Annotated in this window: 21 protein-coding genes and 1 pseudogene; 13 read left to right on the top strand and 9 right to left on the bottom strand. The window is 72.6% G+C overall.

Features of this window, described 5'->3' with window-relative positions; all coding sequences use genetic code 11:
• Positions 1–414: 414 nt before the first annotated feature.
• Positions 415–1071 (bottom strand): DedA family protein, encoded by a 657-nt coding sequence (locus ABD329_RS17120; protein WP_344316590.1) that lies wholly within the window; start codon positions 1069–1071, stop codon positions 415–417.
• Positions 1068–1850: an MBL fold metallo-hydrolase gene (locus tag ABD329_RS17115; protein WP_344316589.1), complete on the bottom strand. Its 783-nt coding sequence runs from the start codon at positions 1848–1850 to the stop codon at positions 1068–1070. The genes ABD329_RS17120 and ABD329_RS17115 overlap by 4 nt, the downstream gene beginning before the upstream one ends.
• 90 nt (positions 1851–1940) lie before the next feature.
• Between ABD329_RS17115 and ABD329_RS17110 the strand changes: the two genes are divergently transcribed.
• The 3 genes from ABD329_RS17110 to ABD329_RS17100 all read left to right on the top strand — a co-directional run bounded on the left by ABD329_RS17110 (position 1941) and on the right by ABD329_RS17100 (position 5135).
• Positions 1941–2522 carry a MarR family winged helix-turn-helix transcriptional regulator gene (locus tag ABD329_RS17110; RefSeq protein WP_344316588.1) on the top strand — a complete coding sequence of 194 codons (582 nt, stop codon included), beginning with the start codon at positions 1941–1943 and terminating at the stop codon, positions 2520–2522.
• A complete protein-coding gene (locus tag ABD329_RS17105) occupies positions 2515–3708 on the top strand; it encodes an EamA family transporter (protein ID WP_344316587.1) in 1194 nt (397 codons plus the stop codon). Before ABD329_RS17110 ends, ABD329_RS17105 begins: the two co-directional genes overlap by 8 nt.
• A 401-nt stretch (positions 3709–4109) precedes the next feature.
• The gene (locus ABD329_RS17100) at positions 4110–5135 is read left to right on the top strand and encodes a dipeptidase (protein ID WP_198280630.1); all 1026 of its coding nucleotides are present in this window, start codon (positions 4110–4112) and stop codon (positions 5133–5135) included.
• A gap of 64 nt (positions 5136–5199) precedes the next feature.
• On the opposite strand, the gene ABD329_RS17095 is transcribed toward ABD329_RS17100, so the two are convergent.
• Both ABD329_RS17095 and ABD329_RS17090 read right to left on the bottom strand, forming a co-directional pair.
• Positions 5200–6027 carry an alpha/beta fold hydrolase gene (locus ABD329_RS17095; RefSeq protein ID WP_198280631.1) on the bottom strand — a complete coding sequence of 276 codons (828 nt, stop codon included), beginning with the start codon at positions 6025–6027 and terminating at the stop codon, positions 5200–5202.
• Positions 6024–7196: an FAD-dependent oxidoreductase gene (locus ABD329_RS17090; RefSeq protein WP_198280632.1), complete on the bottom strand. Its 1173-nt coding sequence runs from the start codon at positions 7194–7196 to the stop codon at positions 6024–6026. Before ABD329_RS17090 ends, ABD329_RS17095 begins: the two co-directional genes overlap by 4 nt.
• Positions 7197–7329: 133 nt before the next feature.
• On the opposite strand from ABD329_RS17090, the gene ABD329_RS17085 reads away from it, so the two are divergent.
• Complete coding sequence (locus ABD329_RS17085) at positions 7330–8067, top strand: TetR/AcrR family transcriptional regulator (RefSeq protein ID WP_198280633.1); 738 nt, start codon at positions 7330–7332, stop codon at positions 8065–8067.
• A gap of 11 nt (positions 8068–8078) precedes the next feature.
• Here the strand turns inward: ABD329_RS17085 and ABD329_RS17080 are convergent, their stop codons facing one another.
• The 4 genes from ABD329_RS17080 to ABD329_RS17065 all read right to left on the bottom strand — a co-directional run bounded on the left by ABD329_RS17080 (position 8079) and on the right by ABD329_RS17065 (position 10806).
• Positions 8079–8714 (bottom strand): fibronectin type III domain-containing protein, encoded by a 636-nt coding sequence (locus ABD329_RS17080; RefSeq protein WP_198280634.1) that lies wholly within the window; start codon positions 8712–8714, stop codon positions 8079–8081.
• Between the two features lie 122 nt (positions 8715–8836).
• On the bottom strand, positions 8837–9445 hold the full coding sequence (locus tag ABD329_RS17075; protein WP_198280635.1) for a hypothetical protein: 609 nt from the start codon (positions 9443–9445) through the stop codon (positions 8837–8839).
• A gap of 12 nt (positions 9446–9457) precedes the next feature.
• Positions 9458–10162 (bottom strand): cinnamyl alcohol dehydrogenase, encoded by a 705-nt coding sequence (locus ABD329_RS17070; protein WP_198280636.1) that lies wholly within the window; start codon positions 10160–10162, stop codon positions 9458–9460.
• A gap of 137 nt (positions 10163–10299) precedes the next feature.
• Positions 10300–10806, bottom strand: a complete 507-nt coding sequence (locus ABD329_RS17065) for a GNAT family N-acetyltransferase (RefSeq protein WP_198280638.1) — start codon at positions 10804–10806, stop codon at positions 10300–10302.
• A 234-nt stretch (positions 10807–11040) separates the two neighbouring features.
• On the opposite strand from ABD329_RS17065, the gene ABD329_RS17060 reads away from it, so the two are divergent.
• The 6 genes from ABD329_RS17060 (at position 11041) to ABD329_RS17035 (ending at position 19015) form a co-directional block, all read left to right on the top strand.
• Positions 11041–13617, top strand: coding sequence for a SpoIIE family protein phosphatase (locus ABD329_RS17060; RefSeq protein ID WP_344316584.1), 2577 nt, complete (start codon positions 11041–11043; stop codon positions 13615–13617).
• The gene (locus tag ABD329_RS17055; RefSeq protein ID WP_198280376.1) at positions 13614–14804 is read left to right on the top strand and encodes a sugar ABC transporter substrate-binding protein; all 1191 of its coding nucleotides are present in this window, start codon (positions 13614–13616) and stop codon (positions 14802–14804) included. The genes ABD329_RS17060 and ABD329_RS17055 overlap by 4 nt, the downstream gene beginning before the upstream one ends.
• A 12-nt stretch (positions 14805–14816) precedes the next feature.
• The gene (locus ABD329_RS17050) at positions 14817–15599 is read left to right on the top strand and encodes an ATP-binding cassette domain-containing protein (protein WP_198280375.1); all 783 of its coding nucleotides are present in this window, start codon (positions 14817–14819) and stop codon (positions 15597–15599) included.
• The gene (locus ABD329_RS17045; RefSeq protein WP_198280374.1) at positions 15596–16807 is read left to right on the top strand and encodes a sugar ABC transporter permease; all 1212 of its coding nucleotides are present in this window, start codon (positions 15596–15598) and stop codon (positions 16805–16807) included. Before ABD329_RS17050 ends, ABD329_RS17045 begins: the two co-directional genes overlap by 4 nt.
• A gap of 395 nt (positions 16808–17202) precedes the next feature.
• Positions 17203–17847, top strand: a complete 645-nt coding sequence (locus ABD329_RS17040; RefSeq protein ID WP_198280373.1) for a DUF5819 family protein — start codon at positions 17203–17205, stop codon at positions 17845–17847.
• A 1-nt stretch (position 17848) separates the two neighbouring features.
• Positions 17849–19015, top strand: coding sequence for an HTTM domain-containing protein (locus ABD329_RS17035; RefSeq protein ID WP_198280372.1), 1167 nt, complete (start codon positions 17849–17851; stop codon positions 19013–19015).
• Positions 19016–19533: 518 nt separating this feature from the next.
• Here ABD329_RS17035 and ABD329_RS17030 read toward each other — a convergent pair.
• Positions 19534–19845, bottom strand: a pseudogene (locus tag ABD329_RS17030) (AAA family ATPase); the annotation flags it as partial.
• 494 nt (positions 19846–20339) lie between these two features.
• Here ABD329_RS17030 and ABD329_RS17025 point away from each other — a divergent pair.
• Genes ABD329_RS17025 through ABD329_RS17015 form a run of 3 tightly spaced genes read left to right on the top strand, consistent with a single transcriptional unit; the run spans position 20340 to position 25211 of the window.
• Positions 20340–22640 (top strand): phage holin family protein, encoded by a 2301-nt coding sequence (locus tag ABD329_RS17025; protein ID WP_344316583.1) that lies wholly within the window; start codon positions 20340–20342, stop codon positions 22638–22640.
• A gap of 37 nt (positions 22641–22677) precedes the next feature.
• Positions 22678–24069 carry an amino acid permease gene (locus ABD329_RS17020; RefSeq protein ID WP_344316582.1) on the top strand — a complete coding sequence of 464 codons (1392 nt, stop codon included), beginning with the start codon at positions 22678–22680 and terminating at the stop codon, positions 24067–24069.
• A gap of 35 nt (positions 24070–24104) precedes the next feature.
• On the top strand, positions 24105–25211 hold the full coding sequence (locus ABD329_RS17015; protein WP_344316581.1) for a PP2C family protein-serine/threonine phosphatase: 1107 nt from the start codon (positions 24105–24107) through the stop codon (positions 25209–25211).
• Positions 25212–25228: the final 17 nt, after the last annotated feature.

Here is a 25228-nt window from a genome sequence, read left to right as displayed (position 1 = left end):
GTCCCTGGCCCCGAACGGGGGCGCTGCCCCTGGCCCCGGACCGGGGTGCTGTCCCTGGCCCCGAAACTGGGGCGCTGCCCCCGGCCCCGGACCGGGGCGCTGCCTCAGACCTCGGGCCGGAGGTCTGGCCCCGGTCCCGGGCCGGGGTCCCGGAGCGGGGGTCCGCCCCTCCCCGCGGCATGGGTATGCGGCTCCGCCGCGTGGCGGGGCTCGGCCCCGGGCCTCGGGGTCTGGGGCGGAGCCCCGGTTCGGGGTCCAGGGGCGGAGCCCCTGGTATCGGGAAGGGGCGGGGAGGGGAAAGCCCCCCGGGCGGGCCGGTACGGCAGGGACGCTGCCGGAGCGGGCCGGGCCGTTCGGGCCCGGTCCGGGGTGGCGGGGCGTCAGCCCGCAGCCTCGCTCCGGGGTGGCGGGGCGTCAGCCCGCAGCCTCGCTCCGGGCGTCCTCCGCCGTACGGCGGCGTACGCGGCGCCACACCGCGGGCGTCGTGCTGATCACGACCGTCAAAACGACGGCCGCCGCCACGCCCTCCCACGGCTCGGGGAAGAGCGAGCCGCCCAGGATCCCGATCAGCTGATACGTCACCGCCCAGGCCAGCGCCGCCGGCCCGGCGCCCCGGGCGAACCTCCGCAGTGGCCAGCGCGCCAGCAGGCAGGCCAGCATCACCGGTATCCGCCCCGCCGGGATCAGCCGGGACAGCACCAGAACCGCCACCCCGTGCTCGTCCAGCCGCGCCTGTGCCTGGTCCAGCCGCTCCGGCGCCGCGTGGTCGTGGATCCGCTCCAGCCACCGCGAGCCGTTCTTCGAGCGCACCCCGCGCCGCCCGAGCCAGTACAGCATCACATCGCCGGAGAAGGCGGCCAGCGAGGCCACCCCGAAGACCACCAGCAGCGACAGCGGGGGAGCGGTCTGGTGGATGGCCACCACCGCCGCCGAGGAGACCACCGCCCCGGTGGGCACCACCGGCACCAGTGACCCGAAGACCACCAGCAGGAACAGCGAGGGGTACCCCACCGCCTGCTGTGTCGATTCGGACGGCACGCTCCGCGCCAGATCCGCCAGATCCCCTATCACCTGGCGGGCTCCAGCCGCACGCACTCCCCGTGCACCAGCCGGTGCACCACCGCGTCGGGGGCGAGCCGCCCGGCGTGGCGGACGAAGTCGTCGCCCGGGGCGTGGAATTCATGCGGACGGATCGCGTCCATCCCGATCGGCCAGTACGTCCCGTAGTGCACCGGCACCGCGCAGCGCGCCCCCAGCCGCGCCAGCGCCCGCGCCGCGCGGCCCGCGTCGAGATGGCCGGGGCCGAGGTACGGCCCCCAGCCGCCCACCGGGAGCAGCGCCACATCGCAGGCGCCCACCGCCTCCGCCATCCCGTCGAACAGCCCGGTGTCGCCCGCGAAGTACGTGGTCGACTCGCCGCTCAGCACGTACCCCAGCGCGGGCACCCGGCTCGGCCCGTACGGCAGCCGCCGCCCGTCGTGCGCGGCCGGTACCGCCCGGATCCGCACCTCGCCGACCGCGCACACGTCCCCTGGCGCCATCTCGGTCACCCGCAGCTCCCGCGCCGCGACCACCCGCCGCAGCCCGGGCACCGCCCGCCCGGCCCCGCGCGGCACCACCAGCCGGGTGCCGGGCAGCAGCTTGGCCAGCGAGCCGAGGTGCAGATGGTCGGCGTGCAGATGCGAGACCAGCGCCACGTCCGCCACCGCCGCGGCGGCCGGTGGCACGGCTCCCCGGCGGCGCCGCAGATGGGCCAGCCGCCGTACGAAGAGGGGGTCGGTCAGCACCCGCACACCGGAGTCCCGCACGGTCGCGGTGGCATGCCCCCACCAGGTGATCTCCACCGACATCTCCCGCCTCCTCCCTCGGGCCGTCCCGCCCCGATCCTCTCACCCCGCCGGGCGGCGCATGGAATCAGCTCCGCCGGGTATGCATGACTCATGCATGATGAGAGGGAACGCGTAGCGAATCTGCTGGGGGCCACGGCGCTGGCGATCACCGACGATCTGCTCAGCGCCCCGGCCGCCGCGTCCCGCCTGAGCATGAGCGCGGCCGCCGCGCTGATCGTGCTCCGCGCCGACCCCGGCGTGAGCGTGACCGAGCTCGGCCGCCGGGTCGGGCTGACCCAGTCCGCGGCGGTGCGGATGGTCGACGGGCTGGAGCGGGACGCCCTGGTCGAGCGGCGCCGCGGAATCGGCAACTGGACCGGGGTCCACCCCACCGCCAAGGGCCGGCGGACCGCGGGCCGGCTGCTGACCTCGCGGACCTCCCGGCTCACCGAGGTGCTGGACAGCCTCGGCGACGCGGAGGTCCGCGACCTCGGCGCACTGCTGGCCACGCTGCTCGACGGGCTCTACCAGGGCAGCGGCTCGGCCGACCGGATGTGCCGGCTGTGCGACCGGACCGCCTGCACCCCGGACGGCGTCGAGTGCCCGGTCGGGGCCGCGGACCGGGCGGCCGCCCGGTCCGCGACCCCGACCGCGGCCGAGGACGGGGACGGGGCCCGTACGGACCATGGGTGAGCTGCTGGCCGTCGCCTCGGCGCTCTGCTTCGGCACCACCCACTTCCTGAGCGGGCTGGTCTCCCGCCACCGGCACGGGGTGACGGTCGCGGCCTGCGCCCAGGCGGGCGGCACGGTGGTCAGCCTGGTCCCGGTGCTGCTCACCCAGGGTGCCGACGCCCCGCCGTCGGCCCTGGGCTGGGGCGCGCTCTCGGGGCTCGGCACCGGGGTGGGCGTGGCGTGCCTCTACTGGTCGATGAACCAGGGGCCGATGAGCGTCGTGGTGCCGGTCAGCGACGTCACGGCGGTAGGGCTGCCGGTGCTGGCCGGGATCGCCCTCCTCGGCGACCGACCCTCGCCCCTGGCGCTCACCGGGATCGCGCTCGGGCTGCCCGCGCTCTGGCTGGTCTCGCGCGGTGGGCCGAGTGGGCCGAGTGGGTCGAGCGGGCCGCGTGAGCTGCGTGAGCTGCGTGGGCCGCGTGAGCTGCGTGGGTCGCGTGGGCTGCGTGGGTTGCGTGGACGGTGTGGGTCGCGTGGGTCATCTGAGCGGTGTGGGTCGCGTGGGCTGCGTGGGTTGCGTGGGTTGCGTGGACGGTGTGGGTCGCGTGGGTCGTCTGAGCGGTGTGGGCCGCGTGAGGGGCGTTGGCGGTGTAGGTCGCGTGGGCGGCGCGAGCCCCGTGAGTCGCATGGGCTACGTGGGCGGCGCGGGCCGTTTGAGTCGCACGAGTTGGGCGGGCCGCATGAGCCGCGCGGGCCGCGCGCACTGCGGTCGGGGCACGGGCCGGACGCCGACCGGCCGCGCCCGGCCGTCGTCCTGGCGCTGGTCGCCGGAGTGGGCCTGGCGCTGCACTTCTTCGCGCTCGCCCGGATACCGGCCTCGGCCGGATGGTGGCCGGTGGTGGTCAGCCGGGCCGTGTCGGTGGCCGTCATCCTGGCGCTGTTCCCCGCCACCGGCGCCTCCTGCCGGCTGCCCCGCCGGGCGGCCGCCGTGTCGGTGGTCGCGGGTGCGCTCGGCACCCTGGCGACCATCCTCTATCTGCTCGCCACCCGGCAGGAGTTGCTGTCCGTCGCCGTGGTGCTGTCCGCGCTCTATCCGGCGGTGCCGGTGCTGCTCGCGCTGACGTTCTTGCGGGAGCGGATCACCCGGCCCCAGGCCCTCGGGTTGCTCGGCGCGGGGCTGGCCATCGGGCTGATCGCCCTCAACTGACGGCGTGCCGCATGCGGTCTTGGGCGATGCCCGGCGGGGCGTGGCGCCTGCGGCGGGCCTTTCCCCTCCCCGCCCCTCCCGCGGCATCGATATGCGGCTCCGCCGCGTGGCAGGAGCTCCGCCCCCGGACCCCCGGACCCCCGGGGCCCGGGGGCGGAGCCCCACCTTCCAGCCCCTCCAGGGGGCACCTCCCAGCGGTAGCTGGGGGAGTTTGAGGAGCGGGGTCTGGGGCGGAGCCCCAGTTGAGGGAAGGGGCGGGGAGGGGGGAACAGCCCGCCGATTCCCCGTCCGCCAGACGAAAATCCATGGACCGGCGGCCGGTCCGTACGCCACGATGACCGCCGCCAACCCCGGCCCCGGCCTCCGGGGTCCCGGTCTCACGAAAGGCCACCGTCGTCCGTATGAGCAGTGCACTTCACCAGCGCGCCGTCGTCGCCGACGCCCACAACGACCTGCTGATCGCCGTCACCGCCCGACCGCCGCACCGCTGGGCGGACTACTTCCGGGAGCGCTGGCTGCCGCAGCTGCGCGACGGCGGGGTGGATCTCCAGGTGCTGCCCGTCTTCATCGACGACCAGTTCCGCCCCGAGGGCGCACTGCGCGAGACGCTGCGCATGATCGAGTGCGCCCATACCCTCGCCGAGGGCAACGCCGACGAGGTACGGCTGTGCCTGGACGGCGACGACATCGACGCGGCGCTCGCCGACGGCCGGATCGCCCTGGTGCTGGCGCTGGAGAGCGCCCCCGGGCTGGATGCCAACGTGGAGCTGCTCCCGACCCTCCACCGCCTCGGCGTGCGCGTCGCCTCGCTCGCCCACTGGGGGCGTACCGCCCTGGCCGACGGCAGCGGTGAGGACGCCACCGGAAGCCGGCTCACCGAGGCCGGGGTCCAGGCGCTGAAGGAGATGGAGCGCCTGGGCATCCTCTTCGACGTCTCCCATCTCGGCGCCTCCGGGGTGGCCCATGTGCTGGAGCTGGCCACCCGCCCCGTGCTGGCCACCCACTCCTCCGCCCGCGCGCTGCTGGACCACCATCGCAACCTCACCGACGAGCAGCTGCGCGGGATCGCGGCCACCGGCGGCACGGTGTGCGTCAACTTCCTCGGCGAGTTCCTGGCCACCGACCCGGCCGACCGCACGGTGGACCGGCTGGCCGATCACATCGTCCACATCGCCGAGGTGATCGGCGTCGGCCATGTGGGCCTGGGGCCGGACTTCATCAAGGAGGTCAGCGCGGACACCACCCCGCCCTGCTGCGAGGACGTCGAGTACGCCCGGCTGGTGGTCCCCGGCCTCGAAGGCCCCCGCGGACTGCCTCTGGTGACCGAGGCGCTGGTCCGAAGGGGCCTTCCGGAGGGGGACATCGAGAAGATCCTCGGCGGCAATGTGCTGGAGCTCTTCCGCAAGGAGCTGGGACGCCCCAGCTGAGCACCTCAGTTGGGACGCCCCAGCTGAGCACCTCAGCCGGGACGTCCCAGCTGAGATGTGGCGCCTATCGCCCGGCGGCGGCGCCCAGGAACGCGTCGATCGCGGCGAACGTGGCCTCCGGGGCCTCCCGGGTGGGGAGGTGGCCCGCGCCCGCGATCAGCTCGAAGCGCGCCCCGGGGATGGCGGCGGCGTACGCGCGGCCGTAGTCGGGCGGGACGACGGTGTCGTTCTCGCCCCACACCGCGAGGGCGGGCACCGTCACCCGGGCGAGCCGGTGCAGCAGCTTCGGGTCGGACTTCGTCGGCCCGGCGTAGGCCGCCAGCGCCTGGAGCGCCGCGGGCGAGGGCCCCCGGCGCGGCGCCGATGCGCCGGAGCCTTGTCCGGGCCGGGAGCCTTCCCCGGACCCGGGGCCCTGACCAGGTTCGGAGCCTTCCCCGGGCCCGGAGCCCTCACCGGGCGGCGGGCCGGGCGGCGCCGTGGGGAACCGCACCTCGTGCCCCTCGAGCCGCGGCCCGAACGCGCCCATGACGACCAGCCCGCCGATGCGGCGGCCCCGGTCGCGCACGGCCATCTCCGCGGCGATCCAGCCGCCGAACGAGCTGCCGAGGACCAGGACATCACGCAGATCGCGGTCGTCCAGCAGATCCAGATACGTCTCGACGAGGTCGTCCACGCCCGCGAACCACTCGGGGCGCGGGGTGTCCTCCCAGCCCGGGTGGGTCGGCGCCAGCACCCGGGAGGTGGCGGCGAAGTGGTCCACCACGCCGCTCACACTGGCGGGTCCGGCGCCGCCGTGCAGCACGAGCACGGGGCGGCCCGCGCCCACGTCCCGCACCGTCAGGGGCAGACCGGGGTAGGGCTCGACGGTGGTGAGTTCGGTGGGCGTGGTCATCGGTCCGCACCTCCGGCGGTCAGTGTGGTGAAGGCGTCCCGCAGGATCCGCAGGGCGTCCGGCTGGAAGAAGTCGACGAGGTGGTCGGCCGATTGCGCGGCCGCCGCCTCGGCGCGCGGGAACATGGCTGTCTCGTAGGCGTGCAGAGCCGTCTCCAGGTCGTCGTGGGCGGCCAGGGCGAGGGCGAGTTCCGCGCCGTCGAGCATGGCGAGGTTGGCGCCCGCCCCGGCGAAGGGGGACATCAGATGGGCGGCGTCGCCCAGAAGCGTGACGCCGGGCACCCGGTCCCAGTGGTGGCCGACGGGCAGGGCGTGGATGGGCCGGGGGACGAGCGGGCCGTCGCTGTCCGCGATCAGCGCGCGCAGCCCCTCGTCCCAGTCGGGGAAGAGGTCCAGCAGCCGCTTCCTGGTCGCCGCCGGGTCCGCCGGGTCGATGAGGCCCGAACGGCTCCACTCCTCCGGCGCCTTGACCGCGGTGTAGACGCGGATCCGGCCGCCGCCGTTGCGCTGGGCGAACAGCCCCTTCTCGTCCGCGAGGGCGAACATCGAGCCCCGGCCCACGAGTTCGGCGACGGCCGGGTGCCGGGTGTCCACGTCGTTCAGGAGGCCGTCGACGAATGACACCCCGGTGTAGACCGGATCGGCGTCGGACAGCAGCGGCCGGACCCTGGACCACGCCCCGTCCGCGCCGACCAGCACATCCGCCTCGACGGCCGTGCCGTCGGCCAGGGTGAGCGCGGGCCGCCCCGCCGCGCCGAGGGCGACCGCCTTGACCTTCTGGCCCCAGCGGACGGTCCCCTCCGGCAGCGAGCCCAGCAGCAGCTCCTTCAGCACCCGGCGGTCGATCTCGGGACGGTCGTTGCCGTCACCGTCCCGCGGCGGGGGGATGTGGAAGCCGACGTCGGCGTGCTTGCCGAGCAGCCGCAGCTCCCCGCCCTCGGGACGGCTCAGCGGCCGGAACTCCTCGAGCAGCCCGGCGTGCAGCAGCGCCCGCTGGCCGGACTCCTCGTCCAGGTCCAGCGTGCCGCCCTGGTCGCGTGCGGTCGCCGACGCGTCCAGCTCGTAGACGGTCGAGGGGATGCCGTGGAGGTGCAGGACGCGCGCCAGCGTCAGCCCTCCCGGCCCTGCTCCGACGATGGCGATACGGCGTTCACGGCGTTGTGTGGACATGACGATGGATGCCTCCCTGGGCCTCCCTGGCTCGGCGCGGATGCGCCGTGGATGGCAGGAGCGTAGGGCGACGAACGCGTTCGTGGCAAACGTGTTCGTGGCGAACGCGTTCGTCGACCGGTACGATGGCGCCATGACAGCGCACCCCACCGCCCCGCGGAGCCGCCGGGAACGTCCGGCGAAACCGGCCCTGACCCGGGAAGGCATCATCGCCACCACGGTCGACCTCATGCGTGCCGAGGGCCTGGAGCGGGTGACGATGCGCCGCCTGGCCAAGGAGCTGGACACCGGGCCGGCGTCGCTCTACGTCTACGTACGCAACATGGCGGAGCTGCACGCCGCCGTCCTGGACGAGCTACTCGGAGCCGTCGATCTGCGCCCGGCGACGGCGGACGGCGAGTGGCGCGACCGGCTGGTGCGGATCCTCACCTCGTACACCGCGGTGCTGTTCGAGTACCCCGGTCTCGCCCAGTCCGCCCTGGTGGCCCGCCCGTTCGGCAAGCACTATCTGAAGCTGGTGGAGGCCCTGCTGACGCTGCTGGACGAGGGCGGCCTCGAGCCCGACCGGGCCGCGTGGCTGGTCGATCTGCTGCTCCAGTTCGCCACCGCGACCGCGGCCGAGCACGCAAACCGGGCCCCCGGCGACACCGCCCAGAGCGAGGCGGACTGGCAGGCACTCGCCACGGTGGTGCGGGACGTCTCACCGCGGACCCATCCGCGTATCGCCGCGCTCGGCCCGCGGCTGCTGTCCGGGTCCCCCCAGAACCGGCTGGCCTGGGGCTTCGACGTCCTCATCGCCGGGGCGCGGCACGCCCCGCTGCCGGAGGTGCTCGCCCCGTCCCCGGTGGACGCCCAGGACACCGGGGACTGAGGCGGTGGCGCTCAGCCGCGCCCGGCGGGTCGCTCGCCGGTGGTCATCCGGGCGATGTTGGAGCACTCGCCGTAGGTGAACGGACGGACCCGGTAGGAGGCCCGCTTCTCGTTCGGCAGGGTGATCAGCCCGAAGGAGTTGATGTCCGGGTCGAGCACGGCGACCGGGTGGAAGGAGCCGCCGCCCCGGGGCCGGTCCTCCAGCAGATAGCCCCGCTCGCCCTCGGCGTGGTCGGTCCAGGTGAACCGGATGCCGTTGGCGTGCATGACGGTCGCGCGCAGATCGGTCGGGGTGGCCGACGGCCGTCGGACGGGGCTGGTGCGCACCCCCGCCCGCCGGATGGTGCGCGGGGGCGCCCACCTGTGCTCCTGGCGCTGCTCCGCCTTGGTGAACGATCCCTTCGGCAGGGTGACGTCGACCGCCCGGGACGCGGGTCCGTAGTACGGCCGCACCCGGTAGTAGAAGTGGGTCTTCGGGATCAGATCCGGGTGCCGGTAGGTGGTCTGGGTGAGCGGGGCGTAGGTGAGGATCGTCCAGGGTCCCCCGGGCTCGGTCGCGAACTCCACGGTCCGCCCCGCGGCGCCCGGCGCCTCCCCGTGCCAGCTCAGCTCGGCGTCGACGGGGGAGACCCGGGCGACGCTGAGCACGGTCCCGGTCGTCCGGCCCCCGCCGGCGCCTTCCGGCGCCTCCGTGGACGCCGCACACCCGCTGATTCCGGAAAGTCCGGCGGCGACGAGAACCGCCGCCGCCAGGACGCGTACCGAGCCGCTCACTTGCGCCAGAACTTGACGTTGCTCCACACCACGGTGGCCGGGCCGTTGCCGCTGCTGGTGCGGTACGCCCCGAACTTGTCGTAGAAGCTGCCGCCGGGGCTGTCCACGGTGTGCTTGAGCGAGCCGTTGATGTACGTACGGTGCTCCTTGCCCACCTGGTGCACCGTGTTGACGCGCACCGTGGCCCCGACCGTGCCCGCGTTGGACAGGGTGTCCCCGCCGTGCACGGCGTACAGCCGCCCGCCGCGCTCGACCGCGAGCATGAAGTACGGACCGGCGTCGCCGTCGGTGTCGTTGAACGTCTGCTTCAGGCTGATCCGGGTGCCGCCCATGCTGGTGACCCGGAAGTAGCCCTCGAACTGATGGGTCCCGCCGGTGTAGGTGTCATAGCGCCGCTCGGCCCGCTGGTCCCCGCTCGCGGTGGAGCAGGTGAGCTCGAAGGTGAGGTTGTCGACCTCTCCGCACCCGCGCTCCTGCACCTTGAACCCGGGGGATTCGGATGACCAGCCGCCCGGTTCGACCTCGGCGTGCGCGACGCCCGACGCCGCGAGCAGCAGCCCGCAGGCGGCGGACATCCCGGCGGTCACACGGTGTTTCCTGGACACGGTCCCACTCCTCTACTTGACCCAATAGTGGATGTTGCGGAACCGCGCCTCGGCCCGGCCGCTGCCGTGGTGATAGACGCCGTTCTTGAAGTGGCGGGTCGCCGGTCCCCGGTCGTCGACCGTCAGCACGAGCTTGTCGTCGGCGTAGACCTGGATCTTTCCGGTGCTCGCGTTGTGGGCGACCTTCAGGTTCCACCACTTGTTGTAGATACCGGACTTGATGACCGTGTCCGTATAGCGCTTGAGCGTCCCGCCGTTCTCGCTGGACACCCGGAACATGATGTCGGTGGCCGGGGTTCCGCTGGGGTGCTTGACCCGCAGGATCTGCATGATGTCCGCGCCGCTGGTCCCGGACGGCACATACACATCGGCGTCCCACATGTGCTGTCCCGAGGTGTACTCCTGCTTCCACCGCATTTCGGTGCGCGGATCGGTGTCGCTGCCCTCTTCGAGCGGCTCGTCGGTGGAGTTGACCCACATGGTGTGGGTCTTCGTGCTCGAGTTGTAGCTGTAGCGCTCGCTCAGGTCGAGGTTCCACGGCTTGTGCATCGAGTATGTGAACGACGTCTGCGTCCATCCATCGGTCGGCGAGGCCGCGGACTCCTTCGCCGCGGCCGTCCCTCCGGACGCGACCCCCGCCGACAGGGCCCCGAGCAGCGCGGCAACGGCCAGGACCGCCCTGGCGCGGGGGAAGCGTCTGATGCGTAATGCGGGCATATCAACCCACCTCCGGTCTGTTCCGTTCCCTTGTTGGATCATGGTCTAGACCAAGAGTCAAGGTAGGGCAGAGTTGATGGCGTGTCCATATCAATGAACAGGATTCACGACTGTGGTGGCGGGTGCGGTGGGCCGGGTCAACTCCGCCGCAGCGCCTTCACCATGACCAGCTCCCTGGTCACGCCGTCGGCCAGCAGATCCCCCGGCTCCCCGGTGGCGGCGAAACCGTGCCGCTCGTAGAGGGCGATCGCCGGTGCGTTGCCCGGGAGCACCGCCAGCCGCAGCGCCGTGGCGCCCGTCCGCAGGGCCCAGCTCTCGACCGCCGCGATCAGCCGGCCGCCGACGCCCTGGCCGCGCGCCTCGGGGCTGACCCAGACCGACCTCAGCTCCGGCGGCCGCCCGTCCCCATTCCCGTCCCCATCGCCGGGCATGCCGCCCGCCATCCCGACCGCCCGGCCGTTCAGCAGGGCCACGACGTGGTAGGCGTCCGGCATCTCCAGCCGGGCGCGCCACCGCTCCTCGCCGCCGCGGTGCCAGTCGGCGAGCCGGGACTTGAAGGCGTGCGGCGCCTCGGCCAGCGCGGTCCGGCGGACGTCCCGCCACAGCGGCCAGTCGTCCGTCGTGACCACCCGCAGCCGCACCATGCCGCCCAGTCTCCCGCACCGCCGGGTCGCCGCCGTACGCCGTTGCCCCGAGGGGAGATGGCCGGGTTCACCCCGCTGTGCCATGCTTTGAGGAGAGGCGCCATCCCTTTCGAGGGGGCGCGGCAGCGAAGGCCCCGCCGGTGGTCGTGACCGGTCGCCGCGCGGAGGCCGATCAAGGGCCCGGGTACGCCCACGAGACCGGCGGTCCACGCACGGAGGCGGTGCAGGCGTGCTGTGACCGGGCATGTGCTGACGTTCACGGGGACCGCGTTGGTGGCTGTCTATGTGCTGGACGCGGAGGGTGCCGAGCTGCGGTTGGCCGAGACGGTGCGCGGCGCCGGACGGTCGTACGCGCTGCCGGCTCGCTACCCCCTGTCCGGGCGCTCGCCCGTCGCCGACGCCTTCCGCGCCGGGCGCCCCCTGTGGCTGACCCCCACCGAACTCGCCGCCTACGGCCCCATCGGGCCCACCACGCCCGAAACCCCCACCACGCCCGGCGTCTCGCTGGGGGCGCTGCCGCTCGGCGGGGACGGCAAGGGGCTGGGGTGTCTGGTGGTGGTGGACGAGGCACCCGGCGGGATCGACGCCGACCGCCGCGGCTTCATCGAGCTCTACGCCCACCACGTGGCCGCCGGGGTCGAGGCGGCCGGACCGCAGGCGCTCACCCAGCGGCGGGCCGAACTGCCCGGCCTCACCCTGGACCGGCTGCGGGTCGGCTCGTTCGTCCTGCACCTCGACAGCGGGCGGTTGACCGCCGACACCCAGGTGCTCCACCTCTTCGGCATCCCCGGGGAGGACTTCGACGGACGGGTGGAGACCCTGCTGGCGGTGGCCGTCCCGGACGACATCCCCGCCCTGATGTCGGTCCTGGAGCCCGACCTGCTCAGCTCCGGCACCGCGCAGCTGGAGTTCCGGATCCGCCGCCCCAACGGGGAGCTGCGCTGGCTGGGCCTGCGCGCCCGGGTCGAGACGGCGGCGGACGGCACCCCCCGGCGCATGCTCGGCGTGATCGCGGAGACCTCGTATCTGCGGCCCACCGCCGACGAGGTGTCCCTGGTCCAGCGGCTGTCCGCCGCCCTGGCCGGGACCACCACCGTCCGCGACGTGGGCCGGGCCGTGGTCGGCGCGCTGCGCGATCCGCTCGGGGCGGGCCGGCTCGCGGTCGCCGAGGTCCAGGCCGATCAGCTGGTGGTCGCCGTCCTCGCCCCCGCCGAACCCGCCGCCTGGCCCGAGGTGTGGCGGGCCGCCTGGCGCTCCGAATGGCCCGAGCCGCCCAGCCATGCCCTGCCCACACTGGCGGAGGCGCTGCGGGAGGGGCAGGTCAGCATCTGGCCCGAGGGTGCCGATCTCGAACCCGGGCTCGCCGGTATCGGCCCCGGCGGCCTCGCCGTCCTCCCGCTCCCGGCGGACGGTCGGATCGTCGGCGTATGCCTGATCGGCTGGGAGGAGCGGCATGAGTTCGGCCCGGAGGAGCGCTCGCTGCTGACCGCGACCGCCGGTCTGGTGGGCCAGGCCCTGGTGCGCGCCCACGCCCTGGACGCCGAGCACGAGCTGGCCACCATGCTCCAGCGCAGCCTGCTGCCCCGGAAGCTGCCGGAGCTGCCCGGCGGAGTGGCCGTCACCCGCTATCTGCCCGCGACGATGGGGCTGGAGGTGGGCGGCGACTGGTACGACGTCATCCCGCTGCCGGACGGCCATGTGGCGCTGGTCATCGGGGACGTGCAGGGCCACAGCGCCGCGGCCGCCACGATCATGGGCCAGATGCGCACCGCCATCCGGGCCTACGCGGTGGAGGGCCATCCGCCCGATGTGGTCGTGGCGCACGCCAACCGCCTCCTCGTCGGCATGGAGACCGATCTCTTCGCGACCTGCTGCTACGCCGACCTCGACATGGAGGAGGGCGAGGCGTGGTTCGTACGGGCCGGCCACATCCAGCCGCTGCTGCGTCACCCGGACGGCACCACGGCGGAGCTCGACGTCGAGGGCGGCCCGCCGCTGGGCGTGGTCGCGGACGCCGAGTTCCCGATGACCGCGGCCGGGCTGTCATCCGGCACCCTGATCGCGCTGGTCACGGATGGTCTGGTCGAATCCGCCCGGCTCGACCTGGACGACGGGGTGCGCCGGGCCCGCCAGGCGCTGGCCCGCGCCGACCCGTCCGACCCCGGCGGGGTCGCGGACGCGCTCCTCGGCGGGGACAGCCGCCGGGACGACGACGTCGCGCTGCTGTTGCTGCGCTACGACGGGATGCGGGTACGGCCCACCCGGGCCAGCTGGACGGTGTGGCGGCTGCCCGACGCGGTGATGCACGCCCGCCGCTTCACCGCGCGCACCCTGCGCAACTGGGGGGTGGAGGCCGAGCTGGACGTGGCCCTGCTGGTCACCTCCGAGCTGGTCACCAACGCCCTGGTGCACACCCGGGGCGAGGTGCGGCTGAATCTCACGCTGACCGCGGACCGGCTGCGGATCGCGGTGAACGACCCCTCGCCGCGTACCCCGGTCAAACCGACGAGCGTGGACTGGGAGGCCACCGGCGGGCGGGGGCTGCTGCTGATCGAGGCGATGTCGCAGACCTGGGGCTCGGTGCCGCTGAGCGGGGGCAAGCAGGTCTGGGGCGAGATCAACTTGTCGTCCCCGCGGAAGGAGCCCCCGGGCGGGCCCCTGGAAGGGCCTCCGGAAGGGCCCACGGAAGGGCCCCCGGAAGAGCCCACGGAAGGGTCTGCGGAAGAGCCCACGGAAGGGTCTGCGGACCGGCCTCCGGGGGAGCTCCCGGAAGGCCCGAGGGGGCCGAGAAGGAGGAGGGCGAGACGATGAGCCGTTCCCGCACGCGCTCCCGTACGCGTTCCCGTGCGTGCCCCCGTACGCGCGACCGCCTCCGCGTGGCCGTCGCCGTCGCGGTGGGCCTCGTCCTGGCCGTGTCCCTCGCCGCCTGCGGCAGGGCGGCCCAGCTCGGCGAGACGATGAGCGTGGCCGGGGTCCATCGCCACGGGCCCCTGCACATCGGCCTGCTGCTCCCGGAGAACGAGATCGTCCGTTTCGAGCGCTTCGACAGGCCCCTGATACAGCGGCGGGTCAAGGAGCTGTGCCCGCGCTGCACGGTGAGCTACTCCAGCGCCCAGCACGATCCGGCGTCCCAGCGCAACCAGATCGAAGCCATGATCACGAACGGGGTCGATGTCCTCATCCTGGACGCGGTGGACACCCAGGCCGTCCGTCACTCCGTGGTCCAGGCCCACCGGGCCCATGTCCCGGTCGTCGCCTACGACCGTCTCGCGGAGGGGCCCATCTCCGGCTATGTCTCCTTCGACGGCGGAAGCGTCGGCAGGCTCCAGGGTGAGGCGCTGCTGAGGGCACTCGGCCCGAAGGCCAGGAGCAGCCAGATCGTCATGATGAACGGCTCGTCGACCGACCCCAACGCGGGCTGGTTCGAGCGGGGCGCGCGGTCCGTCCTCCGGGGCAAGGTCAAGATTGCCAAGTCCTACGAGACCGTCGGCTGGCGTCCGGAGAACGCCAACCGCAACATGTCCGCCGCCATCGCCGTCCTGGGCCCCCACGACATCGACGGCGTCCTCGCCGCCAACGACGGCCTGGCCTCGGGCGTCATCACCGCCCTCAAGGCCGCCCGGATCCATCCGATCCCCCCGGTCACCGGCCAGGACGCCGAGGTCGCGGGCATCCAGCGGATCCTCGCGGGCGAGCAGTACATGACCGTCTACAAACCGTTCAAGCCCGAGGCGTACACCGCCGCGGAGATGGCCATCGCGGCGGGACGCGGCCAGTCGCTCAGCAAGATCACCAAGCAGCGGGTCAACAGCTTGAGCGCCCGTGACATACCCGCGGTGCTGCTCGAGCCGGTGGCCGTGACCGTGCACAACATCAAGAGCACCGTCATCAAGGACGGTCTGTATCGCGTCGATCAGATATGCACCAAGAAGTACGCGGATGACTGCCGCAGGGCCGGGCTCATCGACCGGGACGGCGCACCGCACGACGCGGAATGAAGGGAGGCGCGGATGGCCCGACCGTCGGCCCCGCCCCTGCTGGCGCTGAGTGGCGTCTTCAAGCGCTTCGGCGCGGTCCAGGCGCTCAGGGACGTCGAGCTGGAGATCCACGCCGGTGAGGTCATCGCCCTGGTGGGCGACAACGGCGCGGGGAAGTCCACCCTGGTCAAGGTGATCGCGGGCGTCGAACCGGCCGACACCGGCACCCTCGAATGGCGGGGCCGCCCCACCCACATCGGCCGCCCGCACGACGCCCAGCACCTGGGGATCGCCACCGTCTACCAGGACCTCGCGCTCTGCGACAACCTCGACGTCGTCGGCAATCTCTTCCTCGGCCGCGAGATCACCCGGATCGGCGTCCTGAACGAGGTGGAGATGGAGCGCCGCACCCGCGATCTGCTGGCCACCCTCTCCATCCGCATCCCCGACGTCCGCAGACCCGTCGCGTCCCTCTCCGGCGGCCAGCGGCAGACCGTCGCCATCTCCCGGGCACTGCTCGGCGAACCGAGCCTGGTGATGCTGGACGAGCCCACCGCCGCCCTCGGCATCGAGCAGACCGCCCAGGTCCTGGACCTGGTGGAACGGCTGCGTGAACGCGGGCTCGGGGTGCTGCTGATCAGCCACAACCTGGGCGACGTCAAGGCCGTCGCGGACTGGGTCGCGGTGCTCCGCCTGGGCCGTAACAACGGGTTCTTCGACGTCACCACCACCTCCCAGGAGCAGATCGTCTCCTCCATCACCGGCGCTTCCGACAACGCGGTCACGCGGCGCGCGGCGCGGGAGGGGGAACTGTGAGCATCCCCGGCGGATCCAGCGCCCACGGTGCCGAACGCTTCAGCGACGTGTTCGGGCGCAAAGTGGGCGGCGGTACGTTCGGCGGCGTCCCGGTCCTGCTCGGGCTGATCGCGATCTGGATCACCTTTCAGGTCCTCAACCCGCACTTCCTCTCCCCGCGCAACCTCTCCAACCTCAGCGTGGACATCGTCGGCACCGGCATGATCGCGGTCGGCGTGATCTTCGTGCTGCTGATCGGCGAGATCGATCTGTCGGTGGGCTCGGTGAGCGGCCTGGCCTCCGCCCTGTTCGCCGTGTTGAACGTCAACTTCGGCATGCCCGAACCACCCGCCATCGTCCTGGGCGTCCTCTGCGGTACGGCGGTCGGCTTCGTCCACGGCTTCTTCACGGCGGTGGTGGGCGTCCCCGCGTTCGTGGTCACCCTCGCCGGACTGCTGGGGTGGTACGGCCTGATGCTCTCCATCATGGGCGCGTACGGCACCATCAACCTCGACGATCAGGGCCTGGTCGCCCAGCTGACCAACTACTACTTCTCCGATGTCGCCGCCGCCTACGCCCTGGCGGCGGTCTGCACCGCCGGGTACTTCCTCACCACCTGGCGCGACGTCAAGCGCCGCCGCGCCGCCGGAGTGCCCAGCCGCGCCCCGGTCTGGATCGGCGTCCGCACGGGCGTGCTCGCGGTGCTCGCCTTCGCCGCCGCGTATGTGCTCAACCAGTTCCAGGGCCTGCCGCTGGCCCTCCTGATCTTCGTGGTCGTCCTCGTCATCCTCGACTACGTCCTGCGCCGCACGGCCTACGGCCGGATGATCTTCGCCCTGGGCGGCGGCGTCGAGGCGGCCCGCCGCGCCGGGATCAGCGTGGTCTGGGTGCGCACCTCCGCGTTCATGATGTCGAGCACGATGGCCGCCATCGGTGGCCTCTTCCTGGCCTCACGGATCAACTCGGTCAGCCAGACCTCGGTTTCCACGGACCTGTTGATGAACGCCATCGCGGCGGCCGTCATCGGCGGCACGAGCCTCTTCGGCGGTCGCGGCAGCACGTGGTCCGCCCTGCTGGGCGTGCTGGTCATCCAGTCGATCGCCTCGGGCGTCGCCCTCATGGACATCCAGACCGCCGTCCAGTTCATGATCACCGGCGGTGTGCTGCTGCTGGCCGTCGTGATCGACACCCTCTCCCGCCGAGCGCAACGGGCCCACGGCCGGGCCTGATTTCCGGCGCGGGTCCATTCGCACTAAGCCGTCGTGTCGTTCTTGCCGTTGCTCGCGGCTGTTGGGCAGGCTGCGGATTTATCGAGTCTTTCGAGAAAGGCGGTCTGGTGAAGAGAGTTATTCGCCTATTGGTGCTGGGCACTTCCGTTGCCTGCGCCCTGGTTTTCGGTGGGGTCAACGCGGCACAGGCCCAGAAGTGGCCGGTCCTGCCCAAGGAGTTCTTCAGCGGCCTTACCGGCCCGGGGACGAGTCAGAGTAACCAATGTGACTCCAAACCGTCGCTCGGATCCCCCGGCACGAGTGGTGGCGGCAGCAGCAACACCCCCGCCCAGCCGGGGCCGCCCGGCGGCTTTGGATCCAACTGCCAGAACACCCGCGGCTAGGGGGCCGTGTCCGTGGCTGACACGGGAGGGCCCGGCCCCGGCCGGCCCCTCCCGTCCCTCGTCGTTCTGGCGGTGACCGCCGCGGTGCTGCTCGGCGCCGCGTGCTGGCACCTCGCCACGCTCTTTCTCGCCGTCACGCCGGACAACCCGGTCAGGAGCCGGTATGCACATCTGATCAACGGGCATGTCTATCCGGAATTCACTCAGGGCTGGCAGCTGTTCGCGCCCGAGCCGCTCCATGAGAACGTCATCGTGGAGGCCAGGGTGCGCACCGCCCGGGATTCCGGAAATCCCCACACGGGGCAATGGGCCAACCTGACGACTCAGGATGTCGAGGCCATCCGGCACAATCCCGTTCCCAGCCACGCGGATCAGAACATGCTCCGGCTGGCATGGGACTTCTATCAGAATTCCCACAGTCGGCGGGACGTACCGTTCGGCACCCGGGGAACTCTCTTCGCCGAATATGTCAAGCGAATCGCCCTCCAGCGCCTCGAAGGGCGACTCGGCGGTGAGCGGGCCGTCGCCGTGCAGGTGCGCGTCACCGCCAGACCGGTGGCCCCGCCCCGCTGGAGCGACCGGACGTCCGCGCAGAGCACCCGCCATCGCACACTGCCGTGGTGGCCGGTCAAGGACTGGGACCGCAGGGGGCTGTGACATGAGCATCGACCACCTCGGCCACCCCACGACGCGGCCCTCCACCGTCCCAGCGGCGGGTGCTACCCGCCGGCGATGGCGGCAGGCGGTGGCGAGACCGATCGCCTTCGCCTGCGATGCGCATGCGCGGTACCAGTGCGCCCTGTTCCGGATCGGCCTGAGCGGGCTCGTCCTGGCCTTCCTGCTGCGGGAATGGCCGCATCGGCGGGTGCTCTACGGCGACCGCAGCCCCTGGGCGCTGGACCTGGCGGCCCGCCTGGTCGCGGAGAACCACGCCTTCACCGTGCTGACCTGGAACGCCGGACGCTGGTGGTTCGAATGCGCCTACCACGGCGCGATCCTGGTGGCGGCCCTGCTGATGCTCGGCTGGCGGACCCGGGCCACCTCGGTCCTCTTCCTGATCGCCGTTCTCTCGCTCCAGAACCGCAACCCCCTCATCGGGGACGGCGGGGACAACGTGATCGGCGTGATGGCCATCTACCTCGCCTTCACCCAATGCGGAGCCGTCTGGTCCCTCGACGCCCGCCGCGCCCGCCGCAACCGCAGAGACGGCCGGGTCGACCGGGCCGGGTTCGTGATGTGGCAGATCCTCGGAGTGGCCCTGCTGTGGGTGTCGGACGGCTTCCAGGGGACCGCCTGGGCGGCGGTCCTGTGGACCTTCTGGGCCTGCCAGGGCCTCTGGTACGCGGCCCGCCGATGGTCACGGGGAGCGTGGTCGCGCGAACTGCTCGACGCCGCCGCCACGATGCTGCACAACTGCGCGATGCTCGTGATCGCGGCCCAGATCTGTCTCATCTACGCGACGGCGGGCTGGTACAAGATCCAAGGCACCCGCTGGCAGGACGGCAGCGGGCTCCACTACGCCCTGCACCTCCACTACTTCAGCCCCTGGCCCGGACTCGGCAGCCTGCTCGCGAGCCATATGCTCCTGATCGTCCTGCTGAGTTATGGCACCGTCGTGGTGCAGGTGGCGTTTCCGTTCCTGCTCGGCTACCGCCGCCTGAAGACCGCCCTGCTCGGGCTGATGATCCTGGAGCACGCCGGAATCGCCGTCCTGCTCGGCCTGCCCTTCCTGTCGGCCGCGATGGTCGTCTGCGACGCGGTGTTCCTGCCGACGGCGCTTCTCAAGCCCTCGCGAAGGTCGTCAGGAAGTCGGCCCAGGCGGTAGCGGGTATGCGGAGGTGGGGGCCGTCTGGGTTCCGAGGTGCGTATCGCATACGACGCAGAGAAAATGGTCGGGGTCGAGGTGTCCGACCCCCGCGAGGGGCACCCCGCGCTGGCGGACCCGATGCCGGACGACGAGTCCGGTCGCGGTTTTGGCGATCGTGGACGCGCTGGCCGAGGCGTGGGGGCCGCGTCGCCGGCCGCCGGGCCGGTGGGGGCGGAGAAAGGGGCGGCATCCGGGCTCGCGGGTCGGGGTCGATCCGGACTGCGGGGCGCCTCCGGGTACCCCTATCGAAAACACTTGATCTGACGCAACTAATAAGTCAAGCAATCTTCAGAGGGGTACCCCACCACCGGGCAGAGTCGTCCGGCGTCGGCCCAAGCCCCGACCGCGGAAGCCGCCACCGGCCCCGACCTCCCATCGGCCCGGCGGCTGGCGACGCGGCCCCCGCCCCCCACCTGCCGCACCCATGCTCAAATGCGCCGAAGGCGCGAAACGGCGCCGCAGATGACCAACGACCCCAGTGGCGAATGCGTCGCGCAGATGACCTGCCCACCCTTCTTCACCAACTCATGCAAATGGCCGATGAGTCCAAGGCAGGAGGCGAAGGAGAGCGCCGCCTCAGGCTCGTCCATGACGTACAGCCCGGGCTGGAGGAACTTACCCCGGAACGCCGCGAGAAACCCCTCGCCGTGGCTGACCGCATGCGGGGCGAGCCCCTCCCGGTCCAATGCGTCCAACGCGGTCTCGGCGCGCAGGAAGAACCCCTTGCGCGCCGCCCAACTTCCCAGCATCCGCCGCCCGCGCGGTGCCGCGTCGAAGCGGATCCCCTCCTCCTCACGCGACCCCGGGTCAATGTGTGCGTACGCACGTTCGATAATCATCGCCCGAGTCTCTCATGGCGTCCAAAAGGAGGCGGGCAACGCCTCGACCTCAAGGGCGGCTTGGCGTAGGTGGGCGGCAACGGGCCCACTCGCCAACACTCACCAACGCGGTGTCCGAGTACACCCACGCAGGCCAGGGCAGCGCCTCACCAGTGGTCTCGCCCACGAGGTGGGTCAAGACCTCACGCCCTTGCCCGTCAGTCCCCAGCACCCGGGGCGCCCCGTCGAATCCCACGGCCTCCGGATGACGCAGCACCGCGTGCACGGCAGGCGTCCAGGGCTGGGCGGGACGGTGGACGCTCCTGGCGAACTGATGGGCTGCCGTAAGCGGAATCGATCCATCCCGGTAACCCGCTGTCCGCCGGGTCGCGGGGGCGCTGTGCCACGCTTGGAGCCGGTTCGCGCGCATGGTGCGGACCGGTGATGCGAAGTGAGGGCGCGGCGTGCAGAAGCCCCGATGGAAGACCGTGGGGGGAACCCTGCTGCGGGTGGCGGCGGTGTGGGCGGTGTCCACGCTCACGATGCTGGCGCTCGCCGGGATCCTCCCCGACTTCCGCTTGAAGTCAGGTGACGGTGACACCGCGACGCAGATCGCCATCACGGCGGCCAGCGGCGCGGGGGCCTTCGGGGTGCTCAGCGCGCTGGTGTGGCCGCTGCTCGTGAGGGCGTTGCTGCTGATGCCCGCGTTGGTTCTGGGGCTCCTGGTGTTCGTGCTCAACGGCTCGATGCTGCTGATCGCCCTCAGCGTGAACCCGGACGGGCGCGGCGCCGCCGAGCCGGAGACCGCCGTCGTGGTGGCGGCCGTGATGTCCGCCGCGTCGTCGGCCACGAGCACCTTTCTGACCGTGCGGGACGACGGCGCCTACCGGCGGCGGCTGGCGCGGCTGGCCGTGCGGCGCAGGCGGCGGCTCGGTGAGGACGGGGGGAGCGACGAGCCCCCGGGGACGGTGTTCCTGCAACTCGACGGGGTGGGGCACGCGGTGCTCCGGGAGGCGCTGCGGGAGCGGGAGAACCGGCCACCGGTGATGCCCACCGTCGCGGGCTGGCTCCACGGCACCCACAAGGTCACACCCTGGCGCACCGACTGGTCCAGCCAGACCGGCGCCAGCCAACTCGGCATCCTGCACGGCTCCAACGAGGACGTGCCCGCCTTCCGCTGGTACGAGAAGAAGACCGGGGAGGTGATGGTGAGCAACCGGCCGACCAGCGCGGCGGTGCTCCAGCGCCGCGCCGCCGCCCGGGCGAGACACGACGGGCTCCTCACGGTGGACGGGGCCAGCCGGGGCAACCTCTTCACCGGCGGCGCCGATCAGCTGGCACTGGTCCTCTCGGTCGCGGCGCGGCGCGGTAAGCACAACCGCTCCCGCTCCGGCTACTTCGCGTACTTCGCCGACCCCGCCAACGCCACCCGTACCGCCGTGTCGTTCCTCGCCGAGGTGGTCCGGGAGATCTGCCAGTCCACCCGCGCCAAGCTGCGCCGCGAGACGCCCCGGGTGAAGCGGGGCGGGCTGTATCCGTTCATCCGGGCGTTCGCCACCGTCGTGGAGCGGGACGTCGTGGTGACGGCGGTGATGGGCGACATCCTCTCCGGCCGTACCGCGATCTACGCCGACCTCGTGGCGTACGACGAGGTGGCGCACCACTCGGGGCCGCGCAGCCGGGACGCCCGGCAGGTGCTCGCCCGGCTCGACTGCTCCATCGCGCTGATCGCCAAGGTCGCCGAGCACGCCCCGCGCGACTACCGCATCGTGTTGCTGTCCGACCACGGGCAGAGCCCCGGCGAGACCTTCGCGGGGGCGTACGGGCTGAGGCTGGAGGACCTGGTGCGGGCCGGTTGCGGGCTGCCCGTCTCGCGGCGCGCCGGGCGGACCCCGAGCGGGGCGGAGGCGCGCGAGGCGGGGCGGGCGGCGCTGCGCCGGCCGGAGAAGCCCGGGGCGGACGGGGACGGGTGGTGCAGGGGGCGGGAGGTCCCCGCCGCTGTCGTCAGCGCCGACAGCGCCGATGACACCGCCGTTTCCGATCCCATCGTGCTCGCCTCCGGGAACCTCGGGCTGATCTCCTTCCCCGACGTACCGGGGCGGATGAGCCGCGAGCGGATCGACGCCCGCCACCCCGCGCTGCTGCGCACCCTCGCCGACCACCCCGGAGTGGGCTTCGTACTCGTACGGTCCGAGGCGCACGGCGCGGTGGTGCTGGGCGCGGACGGGGCCGAGCACCGGCTGGACACCGGGGAGGTCTTCGGGACGAGCCCGCTCACGGTCTTCGGGCCGGGCGCCGAGAGCGCCGTACGGCGCACCGCGCACTTCCGGAACACCCCCGACATCATGGTCAACTCCTCCTACGACCCGGCGCGCGGCACGGTGCACGCCTTCGAGGAGCAGATCGGCTCGCACGGCGGGCTCGGCGGGGAGCAGGGGCACCCCTTTCTGCTGTGGCCGGCCGAGCTGACCCCGCCGGTGGCGGCGGGGGAGGAGCTGGTCGGGGCCGAGCGGGTGCACCAGGTGCTGCGGCGCTGGCTGGAGGAGGCGGACGGGCCCCAGGTGCCGGAGAAGGAGGCGGCCGCCGCGCCCGTGGAGGTTGCGACGGCACAGGCCCAGGCCGCCCCGGAGGCCGACGTGCCCGCCGGCCCCCGGCCGGCTAAGGCGTCCGACGCGGCGCGCACTGTGCAGGATTCCCGGTGGGACGGCGCCCCCGCCGCACCATTTACCGTGGTCAGCCGGGTCGTGCCGAACAAAACCCGGTGATTTGGGTGCCCTCTACACGTTCTGTGACCATGTTCCTATGCACGACCAGCCCCACCCCCGCCGCTTCGGCCTGCCCACGGCGACCGCGCTCGTCATGGGAAACATCATCGGCGGCGGCATCTTTCTGCTGCCCGCGTCCGTCGCCCCGTTCGGCACCCTCAGCCTGCTCGCCTTCGGCATCCTGACGCTCGGCGCCATCGCGCTCGCGCTGGTCTTCGGGCGGCTCGCCGAGCGCGACCCGAGCACGGGCGGGCCGTACGTACACGCCCGCGCGGCGTTCGGCGACTTCGCCGGGTTCCTGTCGGCCTGGTCGTACTGGACGATGACCTGGGTCAGCAACGCGGCGCTCGCGGTGGCGGCGGTCGGCTATGTGCACGTCCTGCTCCCCGGCCATGACTCGAAGGGCGCGAACCTGGCCGTGGCGCTGCTGGCGCTCTGGCTCCCCGCGCTCGCCAACCTCGCGGGGACCCGCTGGGTGGGCGCGGTGCAGCTGGTCTCCACGGTGCTGAAGTTCATCCCGCTGCTCTTCGTCGCCGTCGTCGGCCTCTTCTTCTTCGATCCGCACAACCTCGGCTCGTTCAACGAGGGCGGCGGCAGCGCGCTCGGCGGTCTGTCGGCGGCGGCCGCGATCCTGCTCTACAGCTATGTGGGCGTGGAGTCGGCCTCGATGAGCGCGGGCGAGGTGCGGGACCCGGAGCGCAATGTGGGACGGGCGAGCGTGCTGGGCACGGTCGGCGCGGCCGTGGTCTATCTGCTCGGCACGGTGTCGGTCTTCGGCACCGTGGCCCACCGGGACCTGGTGGACTCCACCGCCCCCTTCTCGGACGCGGTCGACGCGATGTTCGGCGGTGGCTGGGGCGGCACGCTGATCGCGCTGGCCGCCGTGGTCTCGATCGTCGGCGCGCTCAACGGCTGGACGCTGATGAGCGCGCAGGCCCCGTACGCGGCCGCGCGGGACGGACTCTTCCCGGCCGCGTTCGCCACCAAGCGGCGCGGGGTGCCCACCTTCGGCGTCATCGTCGGCGTGCTCCTGGCGTCCCTGCTCACCGTGGTCAACTACACCTCCGGTTCGAGCGGGCTCTTCGAGATCCTCGTGCTGATCACCACCTTCTCCGCGACGGTCCCGTATCTGCTGGCGTCGGGCGCGCAGCTGTACTTCCTGCTGTCCGGGCGCCGCGAGGAGGTGCGGACCGGGCGCTTCGTCCGGGACCTGGTGCTCGCGCTCGCGGGCTTCGGCTTCTCGTTCTGGCTGGTCGCGGGCGCCGGATACGCGGCGGTGTACCAGGGCGTGCTGTTCCTGTTCGCCGGTGTGCTGGTGTACGTGTGGATGGCGGCGCGGCGGACGAGCCGGGCGGGAGCCGACGACATCACGGAGGCTGCCGACGTCACGGCGGTGGGTCCGGCGGTCGCCGCCGACAGCACCGCCTGAACGCGCCGCGCCCGTATCGGGTGTAAGCAGGAAGTATGCGCCTTTCGCCCGACCTCACCCGCATAGGTGGGGAAACGCGGTCGAGCAGGGCGCTGTTCGCCGTCCCGCTCATGCTCATCCTGGCGGTCACGGTGATCGACCTCAACTCGCCGCCGACCGTCCACCTCGCCCCCTTTCTGATCGCGGCGCCCGCGATCACGGCGTCCTTCGCGGGCGCGGGCGGAACTGCCGTGATCGGAGCCCTCGCCGTGGGGGCCCAGATCATCATCGGTGTGCTCCACGGCGGCCTGATGACCGCCAACCACCAGGCGCAGTTCGTCGCCCTGATCGTGATCTCCGGACTGGTGACCAGCTTCCGCTACGCCACCGACCGGCACCGGCGCCGGTTGAGCCAGGTGCGCTCGGTGGCCGTGGCCGCGCAGGAGGTCCTACTGCGGCCGCTGCCCGAACGGATCGGGGAGCTGAGGATCGCCTCGCTGTACCTCGCGGCCGATGAGGAGGCGCAGATCGGCGGCGATCTGTACGCCGCCGTCCGCACCCAGGGCGCGACCCGGCTGGTCATCGGGGACGTACGGGGAAAAGGGCTGGCCGCGATCGGTGACGCCGCCGTGCTGATCGGGGCCTTCCGGGGGTCCGCCTACCGCAATCTCTCGCTGCCGGGCATCGCCGCCCACATGGGCAACGCCATGTGCTGGAACTGGCGCCACGGCGGTGGTGAGGAGCGGCACTTCCTGGAGTCCTTCGTGACCGCCGTGGTGCTGGACGTCTACGACGACGGCCCGGTGACGGGGATGGTGAACTGCGGCCACCCCCCACCGCTGCTGCTCCACAAGGGCGAGATCGCGTCGCTGGAGGTGGACGAGCCCGCGGTGCCGCTGGGCCTCGAGGAGCCGAGGGAGCGGGACTACCAGGTCGAGACGTTCCGCTTCGAGTACGGCGACCTTCTGGTGCTGCACACCGACGGGGTCGTCGAGGCCCGGGACGACGGCGGGGCCTTCTACCCGCTCCTCGAACGGCTCGCGGTCTGGAAGGGCGGCGGCCCGCAGTCGCTGGTGGACTACCTCCACGCCGATCTGCTCCGGCACACCGGCGGGGTCGTCAACGACGACGCCGCCATCGTGGTGATCGCCCGCCGCGCCTGAGCCGCCGCCCCTTCCGG

Origin of the sequence: Streptomyces javensis (genome assembly GCF_039525925.1) — a bacterium.
Lineage (GTDB): Bacteria > Actinomycetota > Actinomycetes > Streptomycetales > Streptomycetaceae > Streptomyces > Streptomyces asiaticus.
This window is presented reverse-complemented; position numbering and strand designations above follow the sequence as displayed.